General features: G+C 71.0%; 25 protein-coding genes. 4 read left to right on the forward strand and 21 right to left on the reverse strand.

Annotation, left to right across the window (positions count from 1 at the left end; genetic code table 11):
• Positions 1-166 precede the first annotated feature (166 nt).
• Positions 167-736, forward strand: coding sequence for an SMI1/KNR4 family protein (locus ASG32_RS00380; RefSeq protein WP_056521235.1), 570 nt, complete (start codon positions 167-169; stop codon positions 734-736).
• Complete coding sequence (gene ruvX / locus ASG32_RS00385; protein ID WP_020091786.1) at positions 733-1245, forward strand: Holliday junction resolvase RuvX; 513 nt, start codon at positions 733-735, stop codon at positions 1243-1245. The genes ASG32_RS00380 and ruvX overlap by 4 nt, the downstream gene beginning before the upstream one ends.
• Here ruvX and dprA read toward each other — a convergent pair.
• From dprA to ASG32_RS00490, 21 genes are all read right to left on the reverse strand, one after another.
• A complete protein-coding gene (dprA, locus tag ASG32_RS00390; protein ID WP_056521238.1) occupies positions 1235-2434 on the reverse strand; it encodes a DNA-processing protein DprA in 1200 nt (399 codons plus the stop codon). The genes ruvX and dprA overlap by 11 nt on opposite strands.
• 46 nt (positions 2435-2480) lie before the next feature.
• The gene (plsY, locus tag ASG32_RS00395) at positions 2481-3086 is read right to left on the reverse strand and encodes a glycerol-3-phosphate 1-O-acyltransferase PlsY (protein WP_056521243.1); all 606 of its coding nucleotides are present in this window, start codon (positions 3084-3086) and stop codon (positions 2481-2483) included.
• Positions 3083-4387 carry a dihydroorotase gene (locus ASG32_RS00400; protein ID WP_056521246.1) on the reverse strand — a complete coding sequence of 435 codons (1305 nt, stop codon included), beginning with the start codon at positions 4385-4387 and terminating at the stop codon, positions 3083-3085. Before ASG32_RS00400 ends, plsY begins: the two co-directional genes overlap by 4 nt.
• Positions 4384-5187, reverse strand: coding sequence for an imidazole glycerol phosphate synthase subunit HisF (gene hisF, locus ASG32_RS00405; protein ID WP_053620281.1), 804 nt, complete (start codon positions 5185-5187; stop codon positions 4384-4386). Before hisF ends, ASG32_RS00400 begins: the two co-directional genes overlap by 4 nt.
• Positions 5188-5219: 32 nt before the next feature.
• Positions 5220-5963, reverse strand: coding sequence for a 1-(5-phosphoribosyl)-5-[(5-phosphoribosylamino)methylideneamino]imidazole-4-carboxamide isomerase (hisA, locus tag ASG32_RS00410; RefSeq protein WP_056521249.1), 744 nt, complete (start codon positions 5961-5963; stop codon positions 5220-5222).
• 37 nt (positions 5964-6000) lie between these two features.
• Positions 6001-6660, reverse strand: a complete 660-nt coding sequence (gene hisH / locus ASG32_RS00415) for an imidazole glycerol phosphate synthase subunit HisH (RefSeq protein WP_056521252.1) — start codon at positions 6658-6660, stop codon at positions 6001-6003.
• Positions 6661-6679: 19 nt separating this feature from the next.
• Positions 6680-7165: a DUF2628 domain-containing protein gene (locus tag ASG32_RS00420; protein ID WP_020091779.1), complete on the reverse strand. Its 486-nt coding sequence runs from the start codon at positions 7163-7165 to the stop codon at positions 6680-6682.
• Between the two features lie 67 nt (positions 7166-7232).
• Positions 7233-7820, reverse strand: coding sequence for an imidazoleglycerol-phosphate dehydratase HisB (gene hisB / locus ASG32_RS00425; protein WP_020091778.1), 588 nt, complete (start codon positions 7818-7820; stop codon positions 7233-7235).
• 84 nt (positions 7821-7904) lie between these two features.
• The gene (locus tag ASG32_RS00430) at positions 7905-8780 is read right to left on the reverse strand and encodes an S-methyl-5'-thioadenosine phosphorylase (protein ID WP_056521255.1); all 876 of its coding nucleotides are present in this window, start codon (positions 8778-8780) and stop codon (positions 7905-7907) included.
• A 300-nt stretch (positions 8781-9080) separates the two neighbouring features.
• Positions 9081-9992 (reverse strand): cytochrome c1, encoded by a 912-nt coding sequence (locus ASG32_RS00435; protein WP_056521259.1) that lies wholly within the window; start codon positions 9990-9992, stop codon positions 9081-9083.
• 18 nt (positions 9993-10010) lie between these two features.
• Complete coding sequence (locus ASG32_RS00440) at positions 10011-11297, reverse strand: cytochrome b N-terminal domain-containing protein (RefSeq protein WP_020091775.1); 1287 nt, start codon at positions 11295-11297, stop codon at positions 10011-10013.
• Between the two features lie 13 nt (positions 11298-11310).
• Positions 11311-11880, reverse strand: a complete 570-nt coding sequence (gene petA / locus ASG32_RS00445; protein WP_056522196.1) for a ubiquinol-cytochrome c reductase iron-sulfur subunit — start codon at positions 11878-11880, stop codon at positions 11311-11313.
• A 197-nt stretch (positions 11881-12077) separates the two neighbouring features.
• Entirely contained in the window at positions 12078-13943 is a 1866-nt protein-coding gene (locus ASG32_RS00450) for an ABC transporter ATP-binding protein (protein WP_056521263.1), read from the reverse strand.
• An 88-nt stretch (positions 13944-14031) separates the two neighbouring features.
• Positions 14032-14619 carry a protease inhibitor Inh/omp19 family protein gene (locus ASG32_RS00455; RefSeq protein ID WP_056521266.1) on the reverse strand — a complete coding sequence of 196 codons (588 nt, stop codon included), beginning with the start codon at positions 14617-14619 and terminating at the stop codon, positions 14032-14034.
• A 171-nt stretch (positions 14620-14790) separates the two neighbouring features.
• Complete coding sequence (locus tag ASG32_RS00460) at positions 14791-15615, reverse strand: succinate dehydrogenase iron-sulfur subunit (RefSeq protein ID WP_024831121.1); 825 nt, start codon at positions 15613-15615, stop codon at positions 14791-14793.
• Positions 15616-15700: 85 nt separating this feature from the next.
• Positions 15701-17518, reverse strand: coding sequence for a succinate dehydrogenase flavoprotein subunit (gene sdhA, locus ASG32_RS00465; protein ID WP_056521268.1), 1818 nt, complete (start codon positions 17516-17518; stop codon positions 15701-15703).
• A gap of 31 nt (positions 17519-17549) precedes the next feature.
• Positions 17550-17969: a succinate dehydrogenase, hydrophobic membrane anchor protein gene (gene sdhD / locus ASG32_RS00470; protein WP_042674306.1), complete on the reverse strand. Its 420-nt coding sequence runs from the start codon at positions 17967-17969 to the stop codon at positions 17550-17552.
• Between the two features lie 10 nt (positions 17970-17979).
• Positions 17980-18381, reverse strand: a complete 402-nt coding sequence (gene sdhC / locus ASG32_RS00475; RefSeq protein ID WP_026604731.1) for a succinate dehydrogenase, cytochrome b556 subunit — start codon at positions 18379-18381, stop codon at positions 17980-17982.
• Between the two features lie 129 nt (positions 18382-18510).
• Positions 18511-19812 carry an SLC13 family permease gene (locus ASG32_RS00480; protein ID WP_056521270.1) on the reverse strand — a complete coding sequence of 434 codons (1302 nt, stop codon included), beginning with the start codon at positions 19810-19812 and terminating at the stop codon, positions 18511-18513.
• A gap of 224 nt (positions 19813-20036) precedes the next feature.
• Positions 20037-20615 carry a hypothetical protein gene (locus tag ASG32_RS00485; RefSeq protein ID WP_056521273.1) on the reverse strand — a complete coding sequence of 193 codons (579 nt, stop codon included), beginning with the start codon at positions 20613-20615 and terminating at the stop codon, positions 20037-20039.
• A gap of 155 nt (positions 20616-20770) precedes the next feature.
• The gene (locus ASG32_RS00490) at positions 20771-22264 is read right to left on the reverse strand and encodes an AMP nucleosidase (protein WP_056521276.1); all 1494 of its coding nucleotides are present in this window, start codon (positions 22262-22264) and stop codon (positions 20771-20773) included.
• Between the two features lie 125 nt (positions 22265-22389).
• Between ASG32_RS00490 and tsaA the strand changes: the two genes are divergently transcribed.
• Positions 22390-22899, forward strand: coding sequence for a tRNA (N6-threonylcarbamoyladenosine(37)-N6)-methyltransferase TrmO (tsaA, locus tag ASG32_RS00495; protein WP_056522198.1), 510 nt, complete (start codon positions 22390-22392; stop codon positions 22897-22899).
• Positions 22896-23588, forward strand: coding sequence for a GDSL-type esterase/lipase family protein (locus ASG32_RS00500; RefSeq protein ID WP_020091763.1), 693 nt, complete (start codon positions 22896-22898; stop codon positions 23586-23588). Before tsaA ends, ASG32_RS00500 begins: the two co-directional genes overlap by 4 nt.
• Positions 23589-23638 lie beyond the last annotated feature (50 nt).

The raw sequence follows: 23638 nt of genomic DNA on the forward strand, positions 1-23638 counted from the left end.
CCGGCGGCCGGACGGAGCGGAAGAGGAGAGCTGGCCGTTCGTCGACAAGGCGGACCCCTACAGCGTGGTTTAACGGAACATTAACCTACCTAGACGCGAACGGCTCCGCGCGCACCGGGGGCGATCTGCGGAGGAACCGAAGTCTGTGGACGGTGGAGCGGGAGCGATGTGGGAGACGGTCTTCGAGGAGCTCGCGCCGGGCTTCGTGCCGGACGAGGCGGCCCTCGACCGTGCGGCGGAGGCGCTGGGCTTCGCCCTGCCGGCCTCCTACCGCGACTTTTGCTGGACCTGCGGTGTCGGCCTCGCGGGCGGGCAGTTCCGCGTCGCCGTGCCGGCACCGTTCGAGGCCTGCGATCTGGTGAGCCAGGCGGCCCTCATCGCCCACAGCGTCGGCGCCGCGGTCGCCATGCTGGAGGACGGGGCGGAGCCGCACCGCTTCGACGTCGAGGGCGGCGACGCCGGCGTCGTCGAGCGCGCCTGCTTCTTCGGCGCGGGCGAGGACGGCAGCTTCCTGTTCTGGGACGTCACCGGGACCGACGGCGAGTACGACGTCTGGCTGCTGGCGCCTGACCTGGAGACGGTGCGGTTCGGCGGCGAGAGCCTCGACGACTTCTTCACCCGGGTCACGGCGCCGTCCGCGGCCCTGGTTCTGGGACCGGGCTCGGAGCCCCTCCCCGCACGGTTCGAGGGCGTCACCGAGGCCATTCTGGCGCGCGCCGCGCGGGCGGAACCATGAATTTCGACGCGATCCGCGCCTTCGCGGCCGAGTCTCGCGGCGGCGCCCGCCTGATCGGCATCGATCTCGGCACCAAGACGATCGGCCTCGCCCTGTCGGATCTCGGCCGCCAGATCGCGACGCCGCTGGAGACGATCCGCCGGGTGAAGTTCACCCCCGACGCGCAGCGGCTCGCCGCCCTGTGCCGGCAGCACGCGGTCGGCGGCCTCGTCGTCGGGCTGCCGCTCAACATGGACGGGAGCGAGGGGCCGCGGGTGCAGTCGACCCGCGCCTTCATGCGCAACCTCGCGCCGATCCTCCCCCTGCCCCACGTCTTCTTCGACGAACGCCTCTCGACCGCCGTGGTCACCCGCGCGCTGATCGAGGCCGACGCCTCGCGGGCGCGGCGCGGCGAACTCGTGGACAAGCTCGCCGCCGCCTACATCCTCCAGGGCTGCCTCGACGTCATGCGCAACCTCGCGGACGCCGATGCGGACGACGATCCCGAAGAGGACTCCCTCAGCGGCTGACCAGCGAGACGGTGCCGCTGCCGTTGCGCTCGATCCGTCCGTCGAGCTCCAGTTCCAGCAGCACGCTCTGCACGGTCCGGGCACCGACCCCGGCGCTCCGCGCCAGCTCATCGGTGCCGACCGGGCTCGGGCCGAGCAGGGCCACGATCCGCGCCCGGTCGTCCTCGGCCTCGGGCGGCTCGTCGCGCGCGGGATTGTCGGCGGACGCGCCGTCAGCTCGCTCCGGTCCCGGGTCGAGAGCCGCGTCGAGCGCGATCTCGTCCCAGAAATCCGGCTGCTCGGCCAGGTCCGGCCGCCCGCGCGCCGGGGCCGCCTCGGCGTCCGGGCCGCGCTCGATGATCGGTCCCAGCACCTCCAGCACGTGGTCCACCTCGGAGACCAGGGTGGCGCCCTGGCGGATCAGGTCGTTGGTGCCCTCGGCGCGCGGGTCGAGCGGCGAGCCGGGAACCGCAAAGACCTCCCGGTTCTGCTCCAGGGCGTAGCGCGCCGTGATCAGCGAGCCGGAGCGGCGCGCGGCCTCCACCACCACCGTCCCGTAGGACAGCCCGGAGATGATCCGGTTGCGCCTCGGGAAGTCCCGCCCCCGGGGCTCCCAGCCCATCGGCATCTCCGCGAGGACCGCGCCGCCCTCCGCCAGGATGGCCTCGACCAGGGTCGCGTGGCTCGCCGGGTAGATCCGGTCCTGGCCGCCGGCCATGACGGCGATCGTGCCGGTCCGGAGGCTCGCCCTGTGGGCGCGCGCGTCGATGCCGCGGGCGAGGCCCGAGACCACCGTGAGGCCTGCCTCGCCGAGCCCGCGGGCGAGCCGCTCCGTGAAGGCGAGCCCCGCCGACGATGCGTTCCGCGAGCCGACGAGGGCGGCGGCGGGCCGATTGAGGATCGGTGCGCCGCGCAGGGCCAGAAGCGGTGGCGCCGCGTCGACCTGTGTGAGGAGCCGCGGGTATTCCGCCTCGCCGGTGGCGATCAGCCGGCCGCCGAGGCGGGTCAGGGCCGCCAGCTCGGCCTCGGCCTCAGCGCGGGTTGGTGGCACGATCCGCCGCCCCTGGCGGCCGGTGAGCTCCGGCAGGGCGTCGAGGGCGGCGGCCGCGCCGCCGAAACGGTTCACGAGCCTCCGGAAGGTGCGGGGGCCGACGCCCTCGGTCCGGATCAGCCGCAGCCAGTCGAGCCGCTGGGCCTCGGTGAGCTGCATCCACCACCCCCACACCTGCCCGAAGGTCGGCGCGGCGCGCCGGCACTCAGCCCTTCTGGCCGATGCGCCCCTCGGTGCCGGACGCGAGTCGGCGGATGTTGGGCGCGTGCTTCCACCATAGCAGCAGGCCGAGGAGCAGGAATAGCAACGCCTGCGTCGGGGCACCCAGCGCCCAGAGGACGAGGGGTGTGGCCGCCGAGGCGGCGAGCGCCGCCAGCGACGAGTACTTGAGCGCGAAGGCGAGACCGAGCCAGATCGCTGCGAACGCCGCGAGGGCGGGCGGGCTGAAGGCGAGGAGCACCCCGATGAAGGTCGCGACGCCCTTGCCGCCCTTGAAGCCCAGCCAGACCGGGAAGAGGTGGCCGAGGAAGGCGCCGAGCCCGGCCGCGAGCGCCGGGCCCTCGCCCAACTGCCGGGCGATGAGGACGGCCGCCGTGCCCTTGAGGGCGTCGCCCAGGAGCGTCGCCGCGGCGAGGCCCTTGCGGCCGGTGCGGAGCACGTTGGTGGCGCCGATATTGCCGGAGCCGATCGCCCGCACGTCGCCGAGGCCGGCGAACTTCGTGAGGATCAGCCCGAACGGGATCGAGCCCAGGGCGTAGCCGAGGGCGAGGCCGCCGAGGGCGGCCGGGGTCGCGAGATCGGGGGGTATCATGCGGCGGCCGCGAGGTCGTCGACCGCGTGGACGATCCGGCCACCGACCAGCGTCAGCACCGCCGCGCCCTGGAGGCGCGCCTCGTCGAAGGGGGAGTTCTTGGAGCGCGACTTCAGCCGGCGCTTGTCGAGGACGTAGGGGAGATCGGGATCGATCAGCACGAGGTCGGCGGGGGCGCCGACCGCCAGCCGGCCGGCCTCGCGGCCGAGGATGCGCGCCGGATTCACGGTGAGCGCGGCGACGAGCTTGGGCAGCGCGAGGTCGCCGGTGTGGACGAGGCGCATGGCGGCGCCGAGCAGCGTCTCGATGCCCAGCGCCCCGTCCGCCGCCTCGGCGAAGGGCAGGCGCTTGGTCTCCACGTCCTGCGGGTTGTGGTCGGACACGATCACGTCGATCACGCCCTCGTCGAGGGCGCGCACCACCGCCTGACGGTCGGTCTCGTGGCGCAGGGGCGGCGAGAGCCGGCAGAAGGTGCGGTAATGGCCGATGTCGTTCTCATTGAGGACGAGGTTGTTCACCGAGACGCCGCAGGTCACCGGCAGGCCGTCCTGCTTGGCGCGGCGGACGATCTCCACCGAATCGGCGCAGGAGATCATCGCCGCGTGGTAGCGGGCGCCGGTCAGCCGCACGAGGCGGATGTCGCGCTCCAGCATCACGGTCTCGGCCTCGCGGGGGATGCCCATGAGCCCGAGGCGCGAGGCGAGCTCGCCCTCGTTCATGACGCCCTCGGCGACGAGGGCGGATTCCTCCACGTGCTGCACGATCAGCGCGTCGAAATCCCGGGCGTAGGTCAGGGCGCGGCGCAGAACCTGGGCATTCGCCACGGCCCTGAGCCCGTCGGTGAACGCGACCGCGCCGGCCTCCTTGAGCAGGCCGAACTCGGTCATCTCCCGGCCGGCCAAGCCCTTGGTGATGGCGGCCGCCGGCAGGACGTTGACGCTCGCCGTGTCGCGGGCGCGGCGGAGCACGAAGTCGACGATGGCCGGCTCGTCGATCACCGGATTGGTGTCGGGCATGCAGACGAGCGTCGTGACGCCGCCCGCGGCCGCCGCGGCACTCGCCGAGGCCAGGGTCTCGCGGTGCTCGGCCCCCGGCTCGCCCACGAAGGCGCGCATGTCGATCAGCCCGGGGGTCAGCACGCGACCGGCGCAGTCGACGCGCTTCGCGTCGGCCGGAGCGCCCGGCGCCGCGCCGGCGGCGATGTCGGCGATGCGGCCGTCCCTCACCAGCACCGCGCCGGCGGTCTGGCGACCGGTCTCGGGATCGAGGAGGTCGGCGTTCGCCAGAAGGTAGCTGCTCACAGGGGCGCCCTCGCGGAAGAGGCCGGGCCGTCGAGGCGCATGGCGAGGCCGGCCGCCGCCATGTGCGCCTTCGCCTCGGCGACGCTCGCCTGCCCGAAATGGAAGATGGAGGCCGCCAGGACGGCGCTGGCGCCGCCCTCGGCCACGCCGGCCACGAGGTCGTCGAGGCCGCCGACGCCGCCCGAGGCGATCACCGGCACGGTGACGGCGTCGCTGATCGCGCGCGTCAGGGCGAGATCGTAGCCGGAGCGCGTCCCGTCCTTGTCCATGGAGGTGACGAGCAGCTCGCCGGCGCCCTTCTCGGCCACCAGCCGCGCGAAGGCCACGGCGTCGATCCCGGTCGGGTCGCGGCCGCCATGGGTGAAGATCTCCCAGGCGGCCGGCGTGCCGGGGGGCGAGACGCGCTTGGCGTCGATCGCCACCACGATGCACTGCGCGCCGAACTTCTCGGCGGCCCGGGCCACGAGGTCGGGATCCTTCACAGCGGCGGTGTTGATCGCGACCTTGTCGGCGCCGGCGAGCAGCAGCGCGCGCACGTCCTCAACAGTGCGCACGCCGCCGCCGACGGTCAGCGGCATGAAGCAGGCCTCGGCGGTCCGGCTGACGATGTCGAGCAGGGTGCCGCGGGCCTCGCGGCTCGCGGTGATGTCGAGGAAGCACAGCTCGTCTGCGCCGGCCGCGTCGTAGACCTTGGCGGCCTCGACGGGGTCGCCGGCGTCGCGCAGGCCCTCGAAGCGCACGCCCTTCACGACGCGCCCGTCCTTCACGTCGAGGCAGGGAATGATGCGGGTCTTCAGCACGGGCGGCGTCTCATGTCGCGAGCCTCTGGATATCACGCCGCCGGGCCGCGCGCCGCAGCGATCGCCGCCAGGGCCGCCTCCGGATCGATGCGGCCGTCATAGAGCGCCCGGCCGGTGATCGCGCCCGCGATCAGGGCGCAGTCGGGCTGCAGCAGCCGGTGGACGTCGTCGATCGACGCGAGGCCGCCCGAGGCGATGACCGGGATGCGCACGGCCTGGGCGAGCGCCAGGGTCATCTCGACGTTGAGGCCCTTCAGGATCCCGTCGCGGGCGATGTCGGTATAGATGATCGCCGCGACGCCCGCGTCCTCGAACCGGCGCCCCAGCTCCTCCGCGGTCATGCTGGAGGTCTGGGCCCAGCCCTCGACGGCGACGCGGCCGTCCTTGGCGTCGATCCCGACCGCGATCTTCCCGGGATACTTGCGGGCCGCCTCCCGGACGAAGCCGGGATCGCGCACCGCCGCGGTGCCGATGATCGCGCGGGCAACGCCCTTGCTCAGCCACCCCTCCAGGGTCTTCATCTCGCGGATCCCGCCGCCGAGCTGGACCGGGATCGTGACCCGCGCGAGGATCGCGTCGACGGCCTGCGCGTTCCGCGGGGCGCCCGCGAAGGCGCCGTCGAGATCGACGACGTGGAGCCAGGAGAAGCCCTGCGCCTCGAAGATCGCGGCCTGCGCGGCCGGATCGTCGCCGAAGACCTTGGCCTGCGCCATGTCCCCCTGGATGAGGCGAACGCAACGCCCCTCTTTCAGGTCGATCGCCGGGTACAGGATCACGGGCGCTTCCGTCCTTCTTGCCTGGGCCGAACGGCGCTCACGGGCGCCAGTTCAGGAAGTTGGCGATGAGCGCGAGGCCCAGCCGCTGGCTCTTCTCGGGGTGGAACTGCGTGCCGGCGACGTTGCCGCGGGCGACGAGGGCGGTGACCGGGCCGCCGTACTCGGCGCGCGCGACGACGTCGTCCGGGCGCTCCGCCTGCAGCGCGTAGCTGTGCACGAAGTAGGCGTGCAGCCCGTCCTCGCCGGTGGGAATGCCGCCGAGCAGCGGGTGGTCGCGCTCGGTCCGCAGGGTGTTCCAGCCCATGTGGGGGACCTTGAGGGCCGGATCCGACGGCCGGATCGGACCGACGTCGCCGGGAATCCAGCCGAGCCCAGGCGTGGTCGTGTACTCGAGCCCGCGGCTCGCCAGGAGCTGCATCCCTACGCAGATGCCGAGGAACGGGCGGCCCGCCCCGTGGGCGACCCGCGTCATCGCCTCGACCATGCCGGGGACGGCATCGAGCCCGCGGCGGCAATCCGCGAAGGCGCCGACGCCGGGCAGCACGACGCGGTCGGCCGCGGCCACCACCTCCGGGTCCGAGGTCAGGCAGATCCGCGCGTCGCGCCCGCTCTCGCGGGCGGCGCGCTCGAAGGCCTTGGCGGCGGAGTGGAGGTTGCCCGACCCGTAATCGATGATCGCGACGGTCTCGGTGGTCATGCGCGTCTCGCCCGGGAACTCACCGGGCGCCTTCCTGGGCGGGGAACAACCCGATCACCGGCTCGGCCCGCCGGCTGGGGCCGCTCGGGAACGGGGCCCGGGGGGCGCCCGGGATCGCCTCGATCCAGCGGTTCAGCGCCCGGGCCTCGGCCTCCTCGGGCGTCGCGGCGACCACCGCGTCGCGCGCCGGCCAGCCGCGCCGCGCCAGGGTCCAGCGGCGCAGGCTGGAGGCCTCGAGGCCGATCAGCCAGGCGGCCAGCAGGGTGACGATCAGGCCGGCACCGGCCGGGAGCCCGAGGGCGATGCCGGCAGCGGCCAGCGCCACGAGGCCGACGAGGACGAGAAGGGCGGCGAGCCAGAGGCGGTGGAACAGGAACCACAGCACCGTGAAGGCGAAGGCCGGCCAGGAGAAGCCGTCGCGTACCAGGAGAGCCCGGTCGAGCCCGACCGTCTCGCCGGGCCGCGCATCGGCCGGCAGGTGGAGCGTGTAGCTGCGCATCCGCATCGCGAAACTCCGACAGCGCGCGCCGCGACGGCCGTGTGGCCGATCCGGGCGCCCGACGACAACGGGTCTACAGAGAGCCCTTGGTTGAGGGAACGCGCCCCTCCTCCCGCGGATCGATCGCCACGGCCTTCCGCAAGGCGCGGGCCAGCCCCTTGTAGCAGCTCTCCGCGATGTGGTGGGCGTTGTCGCCGTAGAGGGTCTCCACGTGGAGCGTCAGGCCGGCATTCATCGCGAAGGCCTGGAACCACTCGCGCACCAACTCGGTGTCGAACTGTCCGATCTTCTCCACGCGGAACGTCGTGCGGAACACCAGGAAGGGCCGGCCGGAGATGTCGACGCAGACCCGGGTCAGCGCCTCGTCCATCGGTAGGTGGATGTCGGCGTAGCGCGTGACCCCGCGCTTGTCGCCGAGCGCCTTGGCGAAGGCCTGCCCCAGGGCGATGCCGCAATCCTCGGCCGAGTGGTGCTGGTCGATGTGCAGGTCGCCGTCGACCTTCACGTCCAGGTCGAACAGGGCGTGCCGCGCCAGCAGATCCAGCATGTGGTCGAGGAAGCCAATGCCGGTGGCGATCTTCGACCGCCCGGTCCCGTCGAGATTGACGGTGACCGCGATATCGGTCTCCGCGGTCTTCCGGCTGATGGAGGCGCTGCGCATTTCGGTCTGGACTTCGCGTCGGGGGCGGCCCGGGCCGCCCGCGCCTTCTAGAGGGACTCGTCGCCGAATGGAAAGGCCGGCCGGCTAGCCGTTGAGAACACGCCCCGCCACGGCGTCGAGCTTGGCGAGGAGCGCCGGATCCCGGACGGCGGGCGCCGTCATGATCGCGCCGTCCAGGGCCCGGTGCGAGCCCGCCGGGCACGGCTCCCGCTCGCCCGGGAAATCGCGGGCGAGACGGGCGACGAGCCGCGCCGCCTTGTCGGCGTTGGCCCGGGCGACGGCGATCACCGCGGCGACGTCGACGGCATCGTGGCCCGGGTGCCAGCAATCGTAGTCGGTCACCATCGCGATGGTCGCGTAGGTGATCTCCGCCTCGCGGGCGAGCTTGGCCTCGGGCATGTTGGTCATGCCGATCACGTCGAAGCCCTGGGCTTTGTAGGCGCGGGATTCGGCCAGCGACGAGAATTGCGGCCCCTCCATGCAGACGTAGGTGCCGCCGCGATGGACCGCGATGTCCTCGGCCTTCGCGGCCTGGGCGATCCGCGCCTGCAGGCCGGGGCCTACCGGGTGCGCGAGGGAGACGTGGGCGACGCAGCCGTCGCCGAAGAACGACGAGGCCCGGCCGTGGGTGCGGTCGACAAACTGGTCGACGAGCACGAAGAGGCCCGGGGGCAGGTCCTCGCGGAAGGAGCCGCAGGCCGAGAGGGCGACGAGGTCAGTGACCCCAGCCCGTTTCAGGGCGTCGATATTGGCGCGGTAGTTGATGCCCGACGGCGAGAGCCGGTGCCCCCGCCCGTGGCGCGCCAGGAACACGACCTTGGTGTCGCCGATGTGCCCGATCCGCAGGGCGTCCGAGGGCTCGCCCCAGGGCGACGCCACGCGCTCCTCGCGGACGTCCTCGAGACCCGGCAGGTCGTAGACGCCGGACCCACCCATGACACCCAGTACCGCTGCGCTCATGCCGGACTCCCTCAACGCGCGACGCCTCGGCAGCGCGGCCTATCCCACCCGGCACCTCGTCCTCGGGTGCCGGAGCCATGCGCAGGCCTCGACGGAGACCTCCGGACGCCGCGCTGATCCCTGAAGCCCTCCTGCGAGGCCCGCTGACGCGGTCACCTCAGGATGAGGTGGTGCAGGGGGCGGCCAGTCTCGGGAGGCGGACCGTCGCGGCGGGCGAGCGGTAGCATGGAGCGCCGGCCGAAAAAAAGATGGGCCTCCGCGAGGGAGGCCCATCCGAACTGCGAACCGATCCGGCCCGCCTCAGTAGGTCTTGTGCAGCTCCGGTTGGAGGCCGTGCACCTCGCCACCGACATCCGCCCAGATCTTCTTCTTCACGTAGTAGAGCAGACCCGACAGCACGATCAGGAACAGGATCACCCGGAAGCCCAGGGCCTTGCGGTCCATCATGTGCGGCTCGGCCGCCCACATCAGGAAGGCCGAGACATCCTTGCCGTACTGGTCCAGCGTCTCGGGCACGACCGGCTGGCCCTGATCGTTCTTGGGGTAGGAGACCTGCCCGTCGGTGATCGGCGGCGGCATCGCGATGATGTGGCCCGGATAGTACTTGTTGTAGTGGCCGCCCTCCGGCAGCGCGAAGTCCTTCGGCGGATCCTGGTAGCCGTTGATCAGGGCGTGGATGTAGTCCGGCCCCTGCTCCGAGTAGCCGACGAGCGGCAGCCAGTCGGTCAGGAAGTAGAGCGAGCCGCGGGAGAAGGTCCGCGCCTTGGCGATGACCGAGAAGTCCGGCGGGGCCTTGCCGCCGTTGGCCGCGGCCGCAGCCTGATCGTTCGGGAAGGGCGGCGGGAAGGTGTCGGCCGGGCGGCCCGGCCGCTCGAACATGTCGCCGGCGTCGTTCGGCCCGTCCTTCACCTGGTAGGTCGCGGCCAGCGCCTTGACCTGCCCGGCGGAGAAGTGCGGCCCGCCCTCCTGCGCGAGGTTGCGGAAGGAGACCAGCTTCATCGAGTGGCAGGCGGAGCAGACCTCCTTGTAGACCTGGAAGCCGCGCTGCAGCTGCGCGGTGTCGAAGCGGCCGAACACGCCGGCGAAGCTCCAGTTCACGCGGGCCGGGATCGGCCCGCCATGCCCTTCCTGGGCGGAGACCGGCACGGCGCCGATCAGCAGGGCCGCCAGGGCGGCCGCGGCGGTCGTCGAGAGGACGCGGGTCATCATCATGGTCCTGTCGTCAGCCCGTCAGCCTTTGGTGGTCGGAGCGGCGGCGGCGCCCGCCGGCATGCCGGATCCGGTCACCTGCTTGCCCGGTCCGGTCACGCTCTCGAGGATCGAGCCCGGCAACTTCTTCGGCGTCTCGAACAGGCCGCAGAGCGGCATGACGATCAGGAAGTGCGCGAAGTAGTAGGCGGTGCAGACCTGGGCGGCGAGCACGTAGCCGCCCTCCGGGGGCTGCGAGCCGAGCCAGCCGAGGAGGAGGGTCGCGCCGATGAACACCCAGAAGAACTGGCGGTAGATCGGCCGGTAGTTGCACGAGCGGATCCGCGACGTGTCGAGCCACGGCGCGAAGGCCAGGATGATCACCGCCGAGAACATCAGGATGACGCCGCCGAGCTTGCTTGGGACCGCGCGCAGGATCGCGTAGAACGGCAGGAAGTACCATTCCGGCACGATGTGCGCGGGCGTCACCGCCGGGTTCGCCTGGATGTAGTTGTCGGCGTGGCCGAGATAGTTCGGCTGGTAGAACAGGAACCACGCGAACAGGATCATGAACACGCAGGTCGCGAACACGTCCTTGACCGTCGCGTAGGGCGTGAACGGCACCGCGTCCTTGCCCGACTTGATTGGGATGCCGGCCGGGTTGTTCTGCCCGGTGACATGCAGGGCCCAGACGTGCAGCACGACAACGCCGGCAATCATCCACGGCAGCAGGTAGTGCAGCGAGAAGAAGCGGTTCACGGTCGGGTTGCCCACCGAGTAGCCGCCCCACAGCAGGGTCTGAATCGTGTCGCCGACCACCGGGATGGCCGCCAGGATGTTGGTGATGACGGTCGCGCCCCAGAAGCTCATCTGGCCCCACGGCAGCGTGTAGCCGAGGAAGGCGGTCGCCATCATCAGGAGGTAGATGACGACGCCGAGGATGTAGAGCACCTCGCGCGGCGCCTTGTACGACCCGTAATAGAGGGCGCGGAACATGTGGACGTAGACGGCGACGAAGAACATCGAGGCGCCGTTGGCGTGCGCGTAGCGCAGCAGCCATCCGTAGTTCACGTCGCGCATGATCTTCTCGACGGAGGTGAAGGCACCTGTCGCCGAGGGCTCGTAGTGCATCGCCAGCCATATGCCGGTGACGATCTGGATTCCCAGGAAGGCGGCGAGGATCGCCCCGAAGGTCCAGAAATAGTTGAGGTTCCGCGGAACCGGGTAGGCGATGAAGGACGAGTGCACCAGCCCGGCGATGGGCAGGCGCGCCTCGAACCATTTGGCCACGCGGCTCTTGGGGACGTAGGTGCTAGCCGTTCCGCTCATGCTTCCGTCCTCCTCAGGCCGCTTCCTTGCCGCCTTCGCCGATCCGAATCTTGGCATCGGTCTGGAAGGCGTAGGGCGGGATCGGCAGGTTGATGGGCGCCGGTCCGTGGCGCACGCGACCCACCGCGTCGAATTGCGAGCCGTGGCACGGGCAGGCCCAGCCCTCGAAATTGCCCTGGTGGCCGATCGGCACGCAGCCGAGATGCGTGCAGTTGCCGTAGACCACGAGCCACTGGTCGTGGCCGCTCTTGACCCGCGTCGGGAAGGCGGCCGGGTCGATCATCGCCGAGAGCGGGACCGCCTTCATGTCGGTCACTTCCTTGGCGGTCAGCTTGCGCACGAAGATCAGCTTGCCGCGCCAGAAGACGTTGATGATCTGACCGTCCTGGATCGGTGTCAGGTCGACCTCGATCGGCGCGCCGGCGGCGATCGTGTCGGCGTCGGGTGCCATGGAGGAGATGAGCGGCCAGACGACGGCCCCCGCCCCGACCGCCAAGCCGGCGCCGGTCGCCAGGAACAGGAAGTCACGGCGGCTGCCCTCATGACCAGAGACCGCGGCAGCGGCGGCTGATGTGTTCGCCAAGGTTCGGAACTCCATGCGTCGGCGTCAGGGCCGCAGGTGCCCTCGTCCCGGCTCGTCCCGGGAACAAAGCATTATGGTTCTAATCTGAGCAATGAGACCGTCTGCCGCCCCCGAGTCAAGCCGCAGTGTGCGGCGCGGCGATAAGGTCGCCCCTCGATCGTAGCGGTATGTTGCCGGCAATCTCGCTCCTCCGACGCTCAGGCGACGGCGCTGTCGTATCGGGCCGTCCCGTCGTCGAGAAAACCGCCCGACTGTCGAGTCCAGAGGCCAGCATACACGCCGCCGGCGGCGACCAGCTCGGCGTGAGTCCCCTCCTCGATGATCCGGCCTCGGTCGATCACGACCAGCCGGTCGAGGGCCGCGATCGTCGACAGGCGGTGCGCGATGGCCAACACGGTCTTGCCGGCCATCAGCGTGTCGAGGGATTCCTGGATCGCCGCCTCGACCTGGCTGTCGAGCGCCGAGGTCGCCTCGTCGAGAATCAGGATCGGCGCGTCCTTCAACATGACGCGGGCGATGGCGATGCGCTGGCGCTGGCCGCCGGACAGCTTGACGCCGCGCTCGCCGACCTGGGCGTCGTAGCCGCGCCGGCCCTTGTGGTCGACGAGATCGGCGATGAACGTGTCCGCGTGGGCGAGCCGCGCGGCCCGCTCGATCTCCGCCTGGGTGGCGCCGGGGCGGCCGTAGGCGATGTTGTCGCGGATGGAGCGGTGCAGCAGGGAGGTGTCCTGGCTGACCATCGCGATGGCCTCGCGCAGGGATTGCTGGGTCACCGTCGCAATGTCCTGGCCGTCCACCAGGATCCGCCCGCTCTCCACGTCGTAGAGCCGCAGGAGCAGGCCCGCCAGGGTCGACTTGCCGGCGCCGCTGACGCCGACCAGCCCGACCTTCTCGCCCGGACGGATCGTCAGGGAGAAATCCTCGATGACGGTGGCGTCGCCGCGCCCGTAGTGGAAGCCGACCTCCTCGAACCGGATCTCGCCGCCGGTGACGGCGAGCGTCCGCGCGTCCGGCGCGTCGACGAGGGCGTGCGGCCGGGCCATCGTCTGCATGCTCTCCTGGACCACGCCGACATTCTCGAAGACGCCGCGCACGGTCTGCATGACCCAGCCCGACATGGCGATCAGCCTCAGGACCAGGGCGAGCCCCGCCGACGCCTCGCCGGTCGTCATGCCGCCGTCGCGCCACAGCACGAGGCAGGCCGCGCCGGTGGCGATCAGGAGCCCGCTGTTGAGCAGGCCGAGGAGGCTCGTCGTCAGGGTGACCAGCCGGAACTGATGGAGATAGGCGGCGGTGTGGACTTCCACGGCGTCCTGCACCGCGGCCCGCTCCTCGCGGTCGCGGGCGAAGAGCTTCACCGTCAGAATGTTGGTGTAGCTGTCGACGATGCGGCCGATCAGCGTCGAGCGGGTGTCGGCGGTCTTGTGCGAGCGCGCGCGGGCTCGGGGCACGAACCACGCGGTCAGGGCCGCGTAGGCGGCGATCCAGAGCAGCACCGGGACGGTGAGCCACGGCGAGATCGCGCTGAACAGCCCGACCGCGGTGATCGCGTAGATCGCCACATACAGGAGGGTGTCGATGAAGACGACGGCGAGTTCCCGCACCGCCGGGCCCACCTGGACGACGCGGTTGGCGAGCCGTCCCGAGAAGTCGCCCTGGAAATACGAGAGCGCGTGCCCGAGGGTGTAGAGATGCGCCCGCCAGCGGATCTGACTGGTCGATTGCGGCACGACGAGCTGGTTGGACAGCACCTCGTGGGCCCAGATCGACAGCGGTCGCACCACGGCGATCAGCAGGACCACCAGCCCGAGCTCGACCGCGTGGTCCGACAGCACCGTCGCCCGGTCGGCCGAGCCGAGCAGGTCGATGAACCAGCGCATCACGAGGTAGAGGGAGGCCTCGACCGTGCCGGCGATCACCGCGATGACGAACAGCGCCGCCAGGGCGGCGCGGATCGGGCGCAGGTAGAACCAGGCGAAGCCGAGCACCGACCGCGGCGGCATCCGCGCCTCGTCGAAGGGCGCGAAGGGGTCGACGCGGCGTTCAAGCCAATCGAGGAACATGTTGATGGGGGCGTGACGCGGCGGGAGCCCCTCATGTAATCGCCTCCCGCCCCGTGCCAACCGCGCGGCGTGGTCGCGCTGCCCGGCCTCAGCGGTTCAGGGCGAGGGCCGCGCCGGACTTGGTGAGGGCGCCTTCCAGGCCGCCGCCGCCCTGGCGCAGCCGCGCCGCCACCGAGCCGCCCGGCTGGTAGAGGTAGACCTCGCCGTCGCGGAAGTCCCAGGCCGAGACCCGCGCGAGATCCTTGTTGGCGCAGCCCGAGGCCGTCGCCCGGTAGAGGTCGAGGGCCGGGGTGCTCGAGAGCGTGACCTTGCAGTTCGCACCGGTCGCGTCCCGCGCATCCCAGCTTCCGACCACCGACGAGCGGCCGCCCGTGGCGACCGGCGGCGGCGGCGCCGGCGGGGCGACCGGCTCGGCGATCACGGTGGGGCCGCCGGCGGGCGGCGCGGCCGCCTGGGCACCGGGCGGGGGCGGCGCGTCGGGGCTCGCCGCGACGCCGGGCGGCGGCGCCAGCGGGGCCGCCGTCACCGTGCCCGACGGCATGGCCGGCACCGTGTCCAGGGATGCCTGGGGCGACGGCCCCCGGGTGCGCGGCCCGTCGAGGCGGCTGGAGGCGCAGGCGCCGAGGCTGGCGGCCAGACAGAGAACGGCGAACGTCGACAGGCTCGGGCGCAGCATCGGTCCACTTCGGGTCAGGATTCACGGCGCGGAGGCGCTTCGATCCTGACTCCGTGGCAATTGCGCTGTCCGCAAGGCAGCCCTCTCAGCCCGGACCAACTCTGCTGCGGAGAGCCGGCCTTTTCGGCCGGGTGTGGCCTTCAGGCCTCAACACCCGATTCGACTGCGCGATCAGAGCGTGCGCTCGACCATCATCTTCTTGATCTCGGCGATGGCCTTCGCCGGGTTCAGGCTCTTCGGGCACGTGTTGGCGCAGTTCATGATCGTGTGGCAGCGGTACAGCCGGAACGGGTCGTGCAGCCCGTCGAGGCGGTGGCCCGTGTTCTCGTCGCGCGAGTCGATCAGCCAGCGATAGGCCTGCAGCAGGGCCGCCGGGCCGAGGAACTTGTCGCCGTTCCACCAGTAGCTCGGGCAGGACGTGGTGCAGCACGCGCACAGGATGCACTCGTAGAGGCCGTCGAGGCGGGAGCGGTCCTCCGGCGTCTGGCGCCACTCCTTCTCGGGCGCGGGCGTCTCGGTCTGGAGCCAGGGCTCGATGGCGGCGTGCTGGGCGTAGAAATTCGTCAGGTCCGGCACGAGATCCTTGAGGACCGGCATGTGCGGCAGCGGGTAGATCCGAATCGCACCGTCCTTGTCCTTGCGGGTCATCACCGGCAGGGCGTTGTCGGGGCTCTTGCACTCGTCGATGCCCATCGTGCAGGCGAGCGCGTTCTGCCCCTCGATGTTCATCGCGCAGGAGCCGCAGATGCCCTCGCGGCAGGAGCGGCGGAAGACCAGCGTCGAGTCGACCTTGTTCTTGATCCACAGCAGCGCGTCGAGGACCATCGGGCCGCAATCCTCGCGGTCGACCTGATAGGTATCGATCCGCGGGTTGGCCCCGTCATCCGGGTTCCAGCGGTAGATCTTGAAGGTCTGCAGGTTCCTGGCGCCGGGCGGGGCCGGCCAGGACTTGCCCTGGGTGATCTGGGAATTCTTCGGAAGGTTGAACTGAGCCATGGTTCTCGACGGCTTCCGCTGGAGCAGGACGCGGCGGCCGGAGGGGTGAGGCCCCGCCGCCGCAGTCGTTGTGCAGAGTTGCAGATCAGTACACGCGCGCCTTGGGCTCGATGTACTGGATCTCGTTGGACATCGTGTAGGTGTGGACCGGGCGGTAATCGATGACCACTTGGTGCTGGCCCTCGTCGAGCCACGACAGCGTGTGCTTCATCCAGTCCTTGTCGTCGCGGTCCGGGAAGTCCTCGCGCGCGTGGGCACCGCGGGATTCCGTGCGGTTGGCGGCCGATTCCATCGTCACCACCGCCTGGCCGATCAGGTTGTCGAACTCCAGGGTCTCCAGGAGGTCGGTGTTCCAGACCAGCGACCGGTCGGTGATCTTCACGTCGGCGGCGGCGTTCCAGACCTTGTGGATCAGGCCCTTGCCCTCCTCCAGCACCTCGCCGGTGCGGAACACGGCGCAGTTGTTCTGCATCGTCTTCTGCATCTCGGCACGGAGTTCGGCGGTCGGCGTCGAGCCGTTGGCGTAGCGGAACCGGTCGAGGCGCTCGAGGGCCTTGTCGGTCGCGCCCTTGGGCAACTCCATGGCCCGGCCGTTCGGCTCGACGATCTCGGCGCAGCGCTTGCCGGCGGCGCGGCCGAAGACCACGAGATCGATCAGCGAGTTCGAGCCGAGGCGATTGGCGCCGTGGACGGAGACGCAGGCCGCCTCGCCGATCGCCATCAGCCCCGGGACCACCGTGTCGGGGTTGCCGTCGCGCAGCGTCAGCACCTCGCCGTGATAGTTCGTGGGGATGCCGCCCATGTTGTAGTGGACGGTCGGGATGACCGGGATCGGCTCCTTGGTCACGTCGACGCCCGCGAAGATCCGCGCGGATTCCGAGATGCCCGGCAGGCGCTCGTGCAGGATCTTCGGGTCCAGGTGGTCGAGGTGCAGGTAGATGTGATCCTTGTTCTTGCCGACGCCGCGGCCGTCGCGGATCTCCATGGTCATGGAGCGCGAGACCACGTCGCGCGAGGCGAGGTCCTTCGCCGACGGCGCGTAGCGCTCCATGAAGCGCTCGCCCTCGGAATTGGTGAGGTAGCCGCCCTCGCCGCGGGAGCCTTCGGTGATCAGGCAGCCCGCGCCGTAGATGCCGGTCGGGTGAAACTGCACGAACTCCATGTCCTGCAGCGGCAGGCCGGCGCGCAGCACCATGGCGTTGCCGTCGCCCGTGCAGGTATGGGCGGAGGTCGCCGAGAAGTAGGCGCGGCCGTAGCCGCCGGTCGCCAGGATGGTCATCTGGGCGCGGAAGCGGTGGATCTCGCCAGTGGCCTGATCGAGGGCGATGACGCCGCGGCAGCGGCCCTCGTCGTCCATGATCAGGTCGAGGGCGAAGTACTCGATGAAGAAATCGGTCTGGTTCTTCACCGCCTGCCCGTAGAGGGTGTGCAGCATCGCGTGGCCGGTCCGGTCGGCCGCCGCGCAGGTGCGCTGGGCGGTGCCCTTGCCGTAATCGGTCGTCATGCCGCCGAACGGGCGCTGGTAGATCTTGCCCTCCTCCGTGCGGGAGAACGGTACGCCCCAGTGCTCCAGCTCGTAGACGGCGGCGGGCGCGTTGCGCACGAGGTACTCGATGGCGTCCTGGTCGCCGAGCCAGTCCGATCCCTTCACGGTGTCGTACATGTGCCAGCGCCAGTCGTCCGGGCCCATGTTGCCCAGCGAGGCCGAGATGCCGCCCTGCGCCGCCACCGTGTGTGAGCGCGTCGGGAACACCTTGGTGATGCAGGCGGTGCGCAGGCCCGCTTCCGAGCAGCCCACCGTGGCGCGCAGTCCCGCGCCGCCCGCGCCGACGATCACGACGTCGAAGGCGTGATCGTGGATGGTGTAGGCAGGCCCGCTGCCGTTGGTGCCGTTGGCGGCCATGTTCGGCTCCTCGAGATCGATGTTGGCGGTGTCAGGCCGGCTGTCCGAAGCCGATGCGCAGGACCGCGTAGAGGCAGGCGACGGCCACGACGACCGCGTAGGCATTGTTGGCGAACACCGCCGCGATCTTCGTCGCCGGCGCGTGCACGTAGTCCTCGATGATCACCTGCATGCCGAGGCGCATGTGGACCGTGACCGACAGTAGCGCCAGGATCAGGAGGATCGACACCAGAGGGGTCGCGACGAGGAGCCGCGCCTCCGGGTAGCCGCGGCCCGCCATCTTGGCGATGATCACCACGAAGCTCAGCATCAGCACGACGTTGGCGACGGCGGTCAGCCGCTGCAGCCACCAGTGCCCGGCGCCGTGATGGGAGACGCCGAGGCCGCGTACGCGGGCGCGCGGCGTGCGGATCGAGACGCGCGTGTCCTGCCGGACCTCTTCCTTAGCCATGTCGTCCTCCTCAGCGGACCAGAAGGGCGACCGCCCAGATGACGAGGGTGAGGGCCACCGAGCCGATCAGCGTCAGCCGGGCCATCGAGAGGCGCTTCTCCCGGTCGAAGCCGACGCCGGTGTCCCAGATCAGGTGCCGGATGCCGCCGAGCATGTGGTGCATCAGGATCCACGTGTAGACGAACAGGATCAGGCGCCCGAAGATCGAGCCGAAGAACCCGGCCACGTAAGAGTAGCCGGCCGGTCCCGAGGCCAGAGCCACGAGCCAGATCGCGACGAGAGCAGTCCCGCCGTAGAGCGCGGTGCCGGTGATGCGGTGGAACACCGACATCGCCATCGTCCAGGTCCAGCGATAGATCTGGAGATGCGGCGACATGGGCTGAGCCACTGTCGGGCGGGCGGTGGGTGCCATCGTGTTGAAGCCTCGCAGCTGCGAACTGGACCGTCTCTAATCTGGTAGCGCTAGAGCCTGAGCGGGCAACCCGCAATCCGTCATGGTGCGGCGCAATGTGCCCTCTGGGGCGACACTTTGCCGATTCTGTCACTTCAGCTGTCCCAGGAGGCGCCACCACGCGTAGTCGAGCGGCGCCGCCACGAGGAGCGACAGGAAACCGAAGCTCAGGGTGAGCCGGGTCGCGTCCCGGAGACGGACCCGCCCGAGCTCGCTGGCGAACACGATCGGGGGCGCCTGATAGGGGAAGAACAGGGTCGAGTAGCCGATCACCTGCAGCGAGACGACCGCGAAGGGTGACAGGCCGCTCGCCTCCGACATCTCGCCCGCGAGCGCCGTGTACAGGGCCGGGGCGCCGTTGGCGGTGACGAGGAGGGTCAGCACCGTGGCGATGCCGGTGAGCACCGCGAAGTTCTGCGTCGGCGCGTCGTGCGCCAGGGGGGCGACGGTCAGCAGCAGATGGCCGAGGCGCTCGCCGAGCCCGGTCTCGTTGACGAGGGCGACGAGGCCGAGCAGCGCCGCGATGTAGAAGCAGGTCCGCAGGTTCACCTGTTGGAACGCCTCCGGCGGCAGGACCCCGATCCGCGGCAGCAGGCAGACGACCGCGGCGGCGAGGCCGACCCAGGCGGGGGCAAGTCCGTGGAGGCTGTCGGTCATCCAGAGGATCAGCGTGCAGGCGAGGATCACCGCGAGGCGCCGCTCGGGCGCGGATAGCGGGGGAAGGTCCGGCAGGGCCGGAGCGGCGGAGCCGAGGTTGTCCGGGAACAGCCGGACGATGAGGCCGACGAGCAGCACGCCCTTCACCAGCGCCAGGACCGGGGCATGCAGAAGGAAGTAAGAGAGGTACGGCAGGTGCAGGCCGAGCAGGTGCTCGGCCGAGCCGGCCATCACGAGGTTCGGGACGTTGGCGGGCAGGATCGCCGCAGAGAGGATCGGGGTGGCGAGGCCGACGGCCAGGACCGCACCCGTCCGCCCCGGGCGCCCGGCCGCGAGGCCGAAGGCGTCGCAGAGTGCGAGGGTGACGGGGATCATCAGGGCAATGCGGCCCAGATTCGACGGCATGACGAAGGCGATGAGGAAGCTCAGCGTCACCAGCCCAGCGATGAAGCGGCCGTAGGAGCCGGAGAGCCGCAGGGCGAGGGTGCGCGCCATCCGGGCGCCCAGGCCGGTCCGGGTCATGCCCTGCCCCACTACCATGCCGGACAGGACCAGCCAGAACGCGGAGGACGAGAAGCCCGAGAACACCGTCGCGGCCGAGCCGAGACGCAGCAGCATCGCCAGTCCGAAGAAGGCGAGTGCCGTGATGATCTCGGGCAGCAGCGCGGTCGCCCACAGGCCCATGCACAGCACAAGCAGCCCCGCCGTCGCCGCAACCAGTCCCTCGCCGCTCACCGCGATCGTCCCCGCACCACGCTACGCCGGAAGCGGCATCCTCATCGGATTGGAACGGTTCGCAATTCGGGACTTGTTGAGCGAGCCTTCGCCTGCGGCGAAGGCTGTGGATCCGGTGGGCCGATCTGGCCCAGGGGTCCTCACGACATTGCCCGACCGAAGGCCGGCCGGGCGTCGCGCGGTTTCGAGGATGCGCCGTGGGGACGAGACCCGCGTCGCCTGACTCAGTAGCCGTAGCTGTAGTAGCCGTTGCAGGCAGCCGGGTCGTAGGCGCCGTAGCCGTAAGTGTAGGCGCAATTGTCGTAGCCGTAGTCGAGACCGCCCAGGCCGTAACCGACGCCGAGGCCGAGCCCGAGGCCGGCGAGTCCGTAGCCGACGCCGCGTCCGTAGCGGTGGCCGTAATAGCCGCGGTTGACGAAGCCGCGACCGGCGATCCCGCGGTTCCCGACCCCGCCGAACCGGCCGGCCTGGTTATAACCGCCGGCCCGCAGGCCGCCGGTCCGGACGCCGCCGACGCCGGCCACGCCGAGCCCGGCCCCGCGGAAGCCGCCGCCCAGTCCGCCGACCCGCGCCCCGCCGACGCCGTTCTGGAAGGCGCCGCCGCCGAAGCCGCCGTTCCGGAACGCTCCGCCGCCGACACTGCCGCCGCGGGAGCCGCCGCCGAAACCGCCACCGTGGAAACCGCCCCCGCCAAATCCGCCGCCGTGGAAGCCACCGCCGCCGAAGCCGCGGGCATCGGCGACGGTCGGCGCGAACGCGACGGCCGCCAGGAGGGCGGTGGAGACGAGTGCGATACGAGTCATGGGAAAGCTCAGCCTGATGTGTGGTGCTCTAACCACTCAACCCGGCTCTAAGGCGGCTGTATCCAAGCTTGAGTATGACCGATGGCGTGGCAGTCGGTCGCTGAGTTGGCGATATGTACGTCGGGCTCGAACGTCACCCTGGACTTCACGAAGTCTCACCGGAAGGGCGGTTCATCGAAACTGCGCAGCTTGCGCGAGTGGAGACCTTGCCGATCGGCCCGAAGAACGTCGAGGGCCGCCAGCCCGACCCGGAGGTGCTCCGAGACGGCCCGATCGTAGAAGGCGTTGGCAGCACCCGGCAGCTTGATCTCGCCGTGGAGCGGCTTGTCTGAGACGCAGAGCAGCGCGCCGTAGGGAACGCGCAGGCGGAAGCCCTGGGCGGCGACCGTGCCGCTCTCCATGTCCACCGCCACGGCGCGGGACTGGTTGATCCGACGCCGCTCCTGGCTGAAGCGCAGTTCCCAGTTGCGATCGTCGTAGGTCACCACCGTGCCGGTGCGCAGGCGCCGCTTGAGCGCGTCAGCCTGCTCGCCCGTCACCGCGGCGGCGGCGTCCTGAAGGGCGACCTGCACCTCGGCGAGGGCCGGCACCGGCACGTCCGGCGGCACGAGCTCGTCGAGGATACGGTCGCGGCGGAGATAGGCGTGCGCCAGCACGTAGTCGCCGATCGTCTGCGACTGACGAAGGCCGCCGCAATGGCCGACCATCAGCCAGCAATCCGGGCGCAGGACCGCCAAGTGGTCGGTGATCGTCTTCGCGTTCGAGGGCCCGACGCCGATATTGACCAGCGTCGTGCCCTGCTGGGTCCCGTCGGAATCGCGCGCCACCAAGTGGTAGGCCGGCATCTGATGGCGATGCCAGGGCGAGGCGGCGATCACAGCGGCCGGGTCTGCATCGGCCGCCTCGGCACGGGTCACGGACACGCCACCCGGCAGGACCAGCCGCTCGAACCCCTCCGCGCCCGAGGCGAGCCGCTCCAAGCCGTGGCGGACGAACTGGTCGACGTAGCGGTGATAGTTGGTGAGCAGGATCCAGGGCTGGACGTCGCGCCAGTCGCAGCCGGTGTAATGGACGAGGCGCCGGAGCGAGTAATCGACCCGAACCGCGTCGAACAGCGCCAGGGGCAGCGGCTCGCCAGGGATCTGGTCGAACAGCCCGTCCGCGATCTCGTCGCCCACGAGCGACAGGAGCGGCACCGGGAAGTAGGTGGCGAGGTCCGCGCCGTCGACGCTCCGCCCGCGCGCGTCCAGCCCGGCCTCCAGCACGTAGGGATAGGGAATCTCCTGCGCGCTGAGACCGACCTCGAGGGCGATGCCGTAGTCGGCGATCAGCGGCTCCAGCTGGCGGGTCAAATACGTCCGGAAGAATCTTGGATGCGTGATTGTGGTGGCATAGGTGCCGGCGGCCTGGAGCTTGGCGGTGGCGCGCCGGACCCGGGGCAGCGGCCCGTCCGGGCGGTAGCTGATCCGCAGCTCCGGGTAGCGGAAGGCGAGACGCTCCGTGGCGTCCGGCGGCGGCCCGCCGGCAAGGTAGCGCTCCAGCGCGGTCCGCAGGGCGCCGGCCGCGTCGTCGTAGAGCTCGACCAGCCGGTCGATGGCGGTCGCGGCATCCGCCACCGCCTGCATCGGCCGCAATTCCCGCTCGATCATGTCGCCTCCGTTCCTGCTGCCGGATCTACACCCCGCGCCATCCGGGGGCGAGATGCGGGGTTGCGAGCCGCGGACACATGGCCGACAAGCCGACCGGCGCGGAGCGCGAAGGCGAGGACGCGAGCATGGACACGGGGCTGGACGCGGATGAGTTCGGGACCCGTCCCGGTGAAGAGAGGGCCGCCCTGCCCGCGACCTTCGACGCGGGCCTCCACTTCATCGGCCGGCTGCGCACGCCCTGGCAGGCGCGGTCCGACTGTCCGAAGAACGGCCTGCAGGCCGACGCAATCTGCACCGTCGAGGTCGATCCGGCCTACGCCCCCGGCCTGCGCAACGTCACGGGCTGCACGCACCTGATCCTCCTCTACTGGATGGACCGGGCGACCCGCGGCCTCGTGATCCAGCGGCCGCGCCACGCCGACGGCCCCAGGGGCACGTTCTCCCTGCGCTCGCCCGCCCGTCCCAACCCGATCGCCCTGTCGGTCGTGGAACTGCTCGGCCGCGACGGTGACACGCTCCGCGTGCGCGGGCTTGATTGCCTCGACGGCACGCCGCTCCTCGACATCAAGCCCTACTACGCCTCGACGGACGCGCGGCCCGACGCCCGGGTCGACCGGGCCGGGGCCGAGCCGTGAAGCGCGTCGTTTCCCTCGTTCTCGGCGGGCTCGCCCTCCTGGCGATCGGCGGCTTCGCCGGGTGGCGCCTGCACCGGCCGGGGGCCGACGCGCGGGCCTACGCCGAGATGCGCCTGATCGCCGTGCAGGTCAGCCTCGACGAGGCGCCGCCGGACTACGTGTTCTGGGCCGGCGATTCCCAGGTGGAGCTGCAGCCCGGTAGCCAGCGCCCCTGCGGGCTCGATTTCCTCAACGGCGGGATCAGCGGCGCGACCGCGGGCAGCTACGCGGACTATCTCGCGCGCCTGACCTTCAAGGTGCAGCCGCGGCTCGCGGTCCTGACCATCGGGACCAACGACATCCTGGTGAAGAACAACCCGCAGCTGCACAAGCCGACGGAGCAGTTCGAGGCCGCCGCCGAGACGATCGTCAAGCGGCTGCAGACCCTCAGCTCGCGCGTCGTGGTGACCGCCCTCCCCCCGGTGGGTCGCGAGATCGGCAAGCTGGTCGATGCCGGCGCGGTCGCGGATTACTCGCGCCGGTTGCAGAACCTCTGCGGGCGGCTCGGCTGCGTCTTCACGGATCCGTTCGCCGCCCTGCGCGACGGCGATACGGGTTACGCCAAGCCCGGCGCCCTGCGCGACGGGCTGCACCTCGCGGCGTTCCGGCCGGCGCTGAAGGCGGTCGAGCCGGCGCTCTGCACCCCGTGAGGACCGGCGCCGCGTCATCGCGAGCGGAGCGAAGCAATCCAGGAGCGCGA

Source organism: Methylobacterium sp. Leaf361 (assembly GCF_001424445.1).
In the GTDB taxonomy this organism is placed as follows: domain Bacteria; phylum Pseudomonadota; class Alphaproteobacteria; order Rhizobiales; family Beijerinckiaceae; genus Methylobacterium.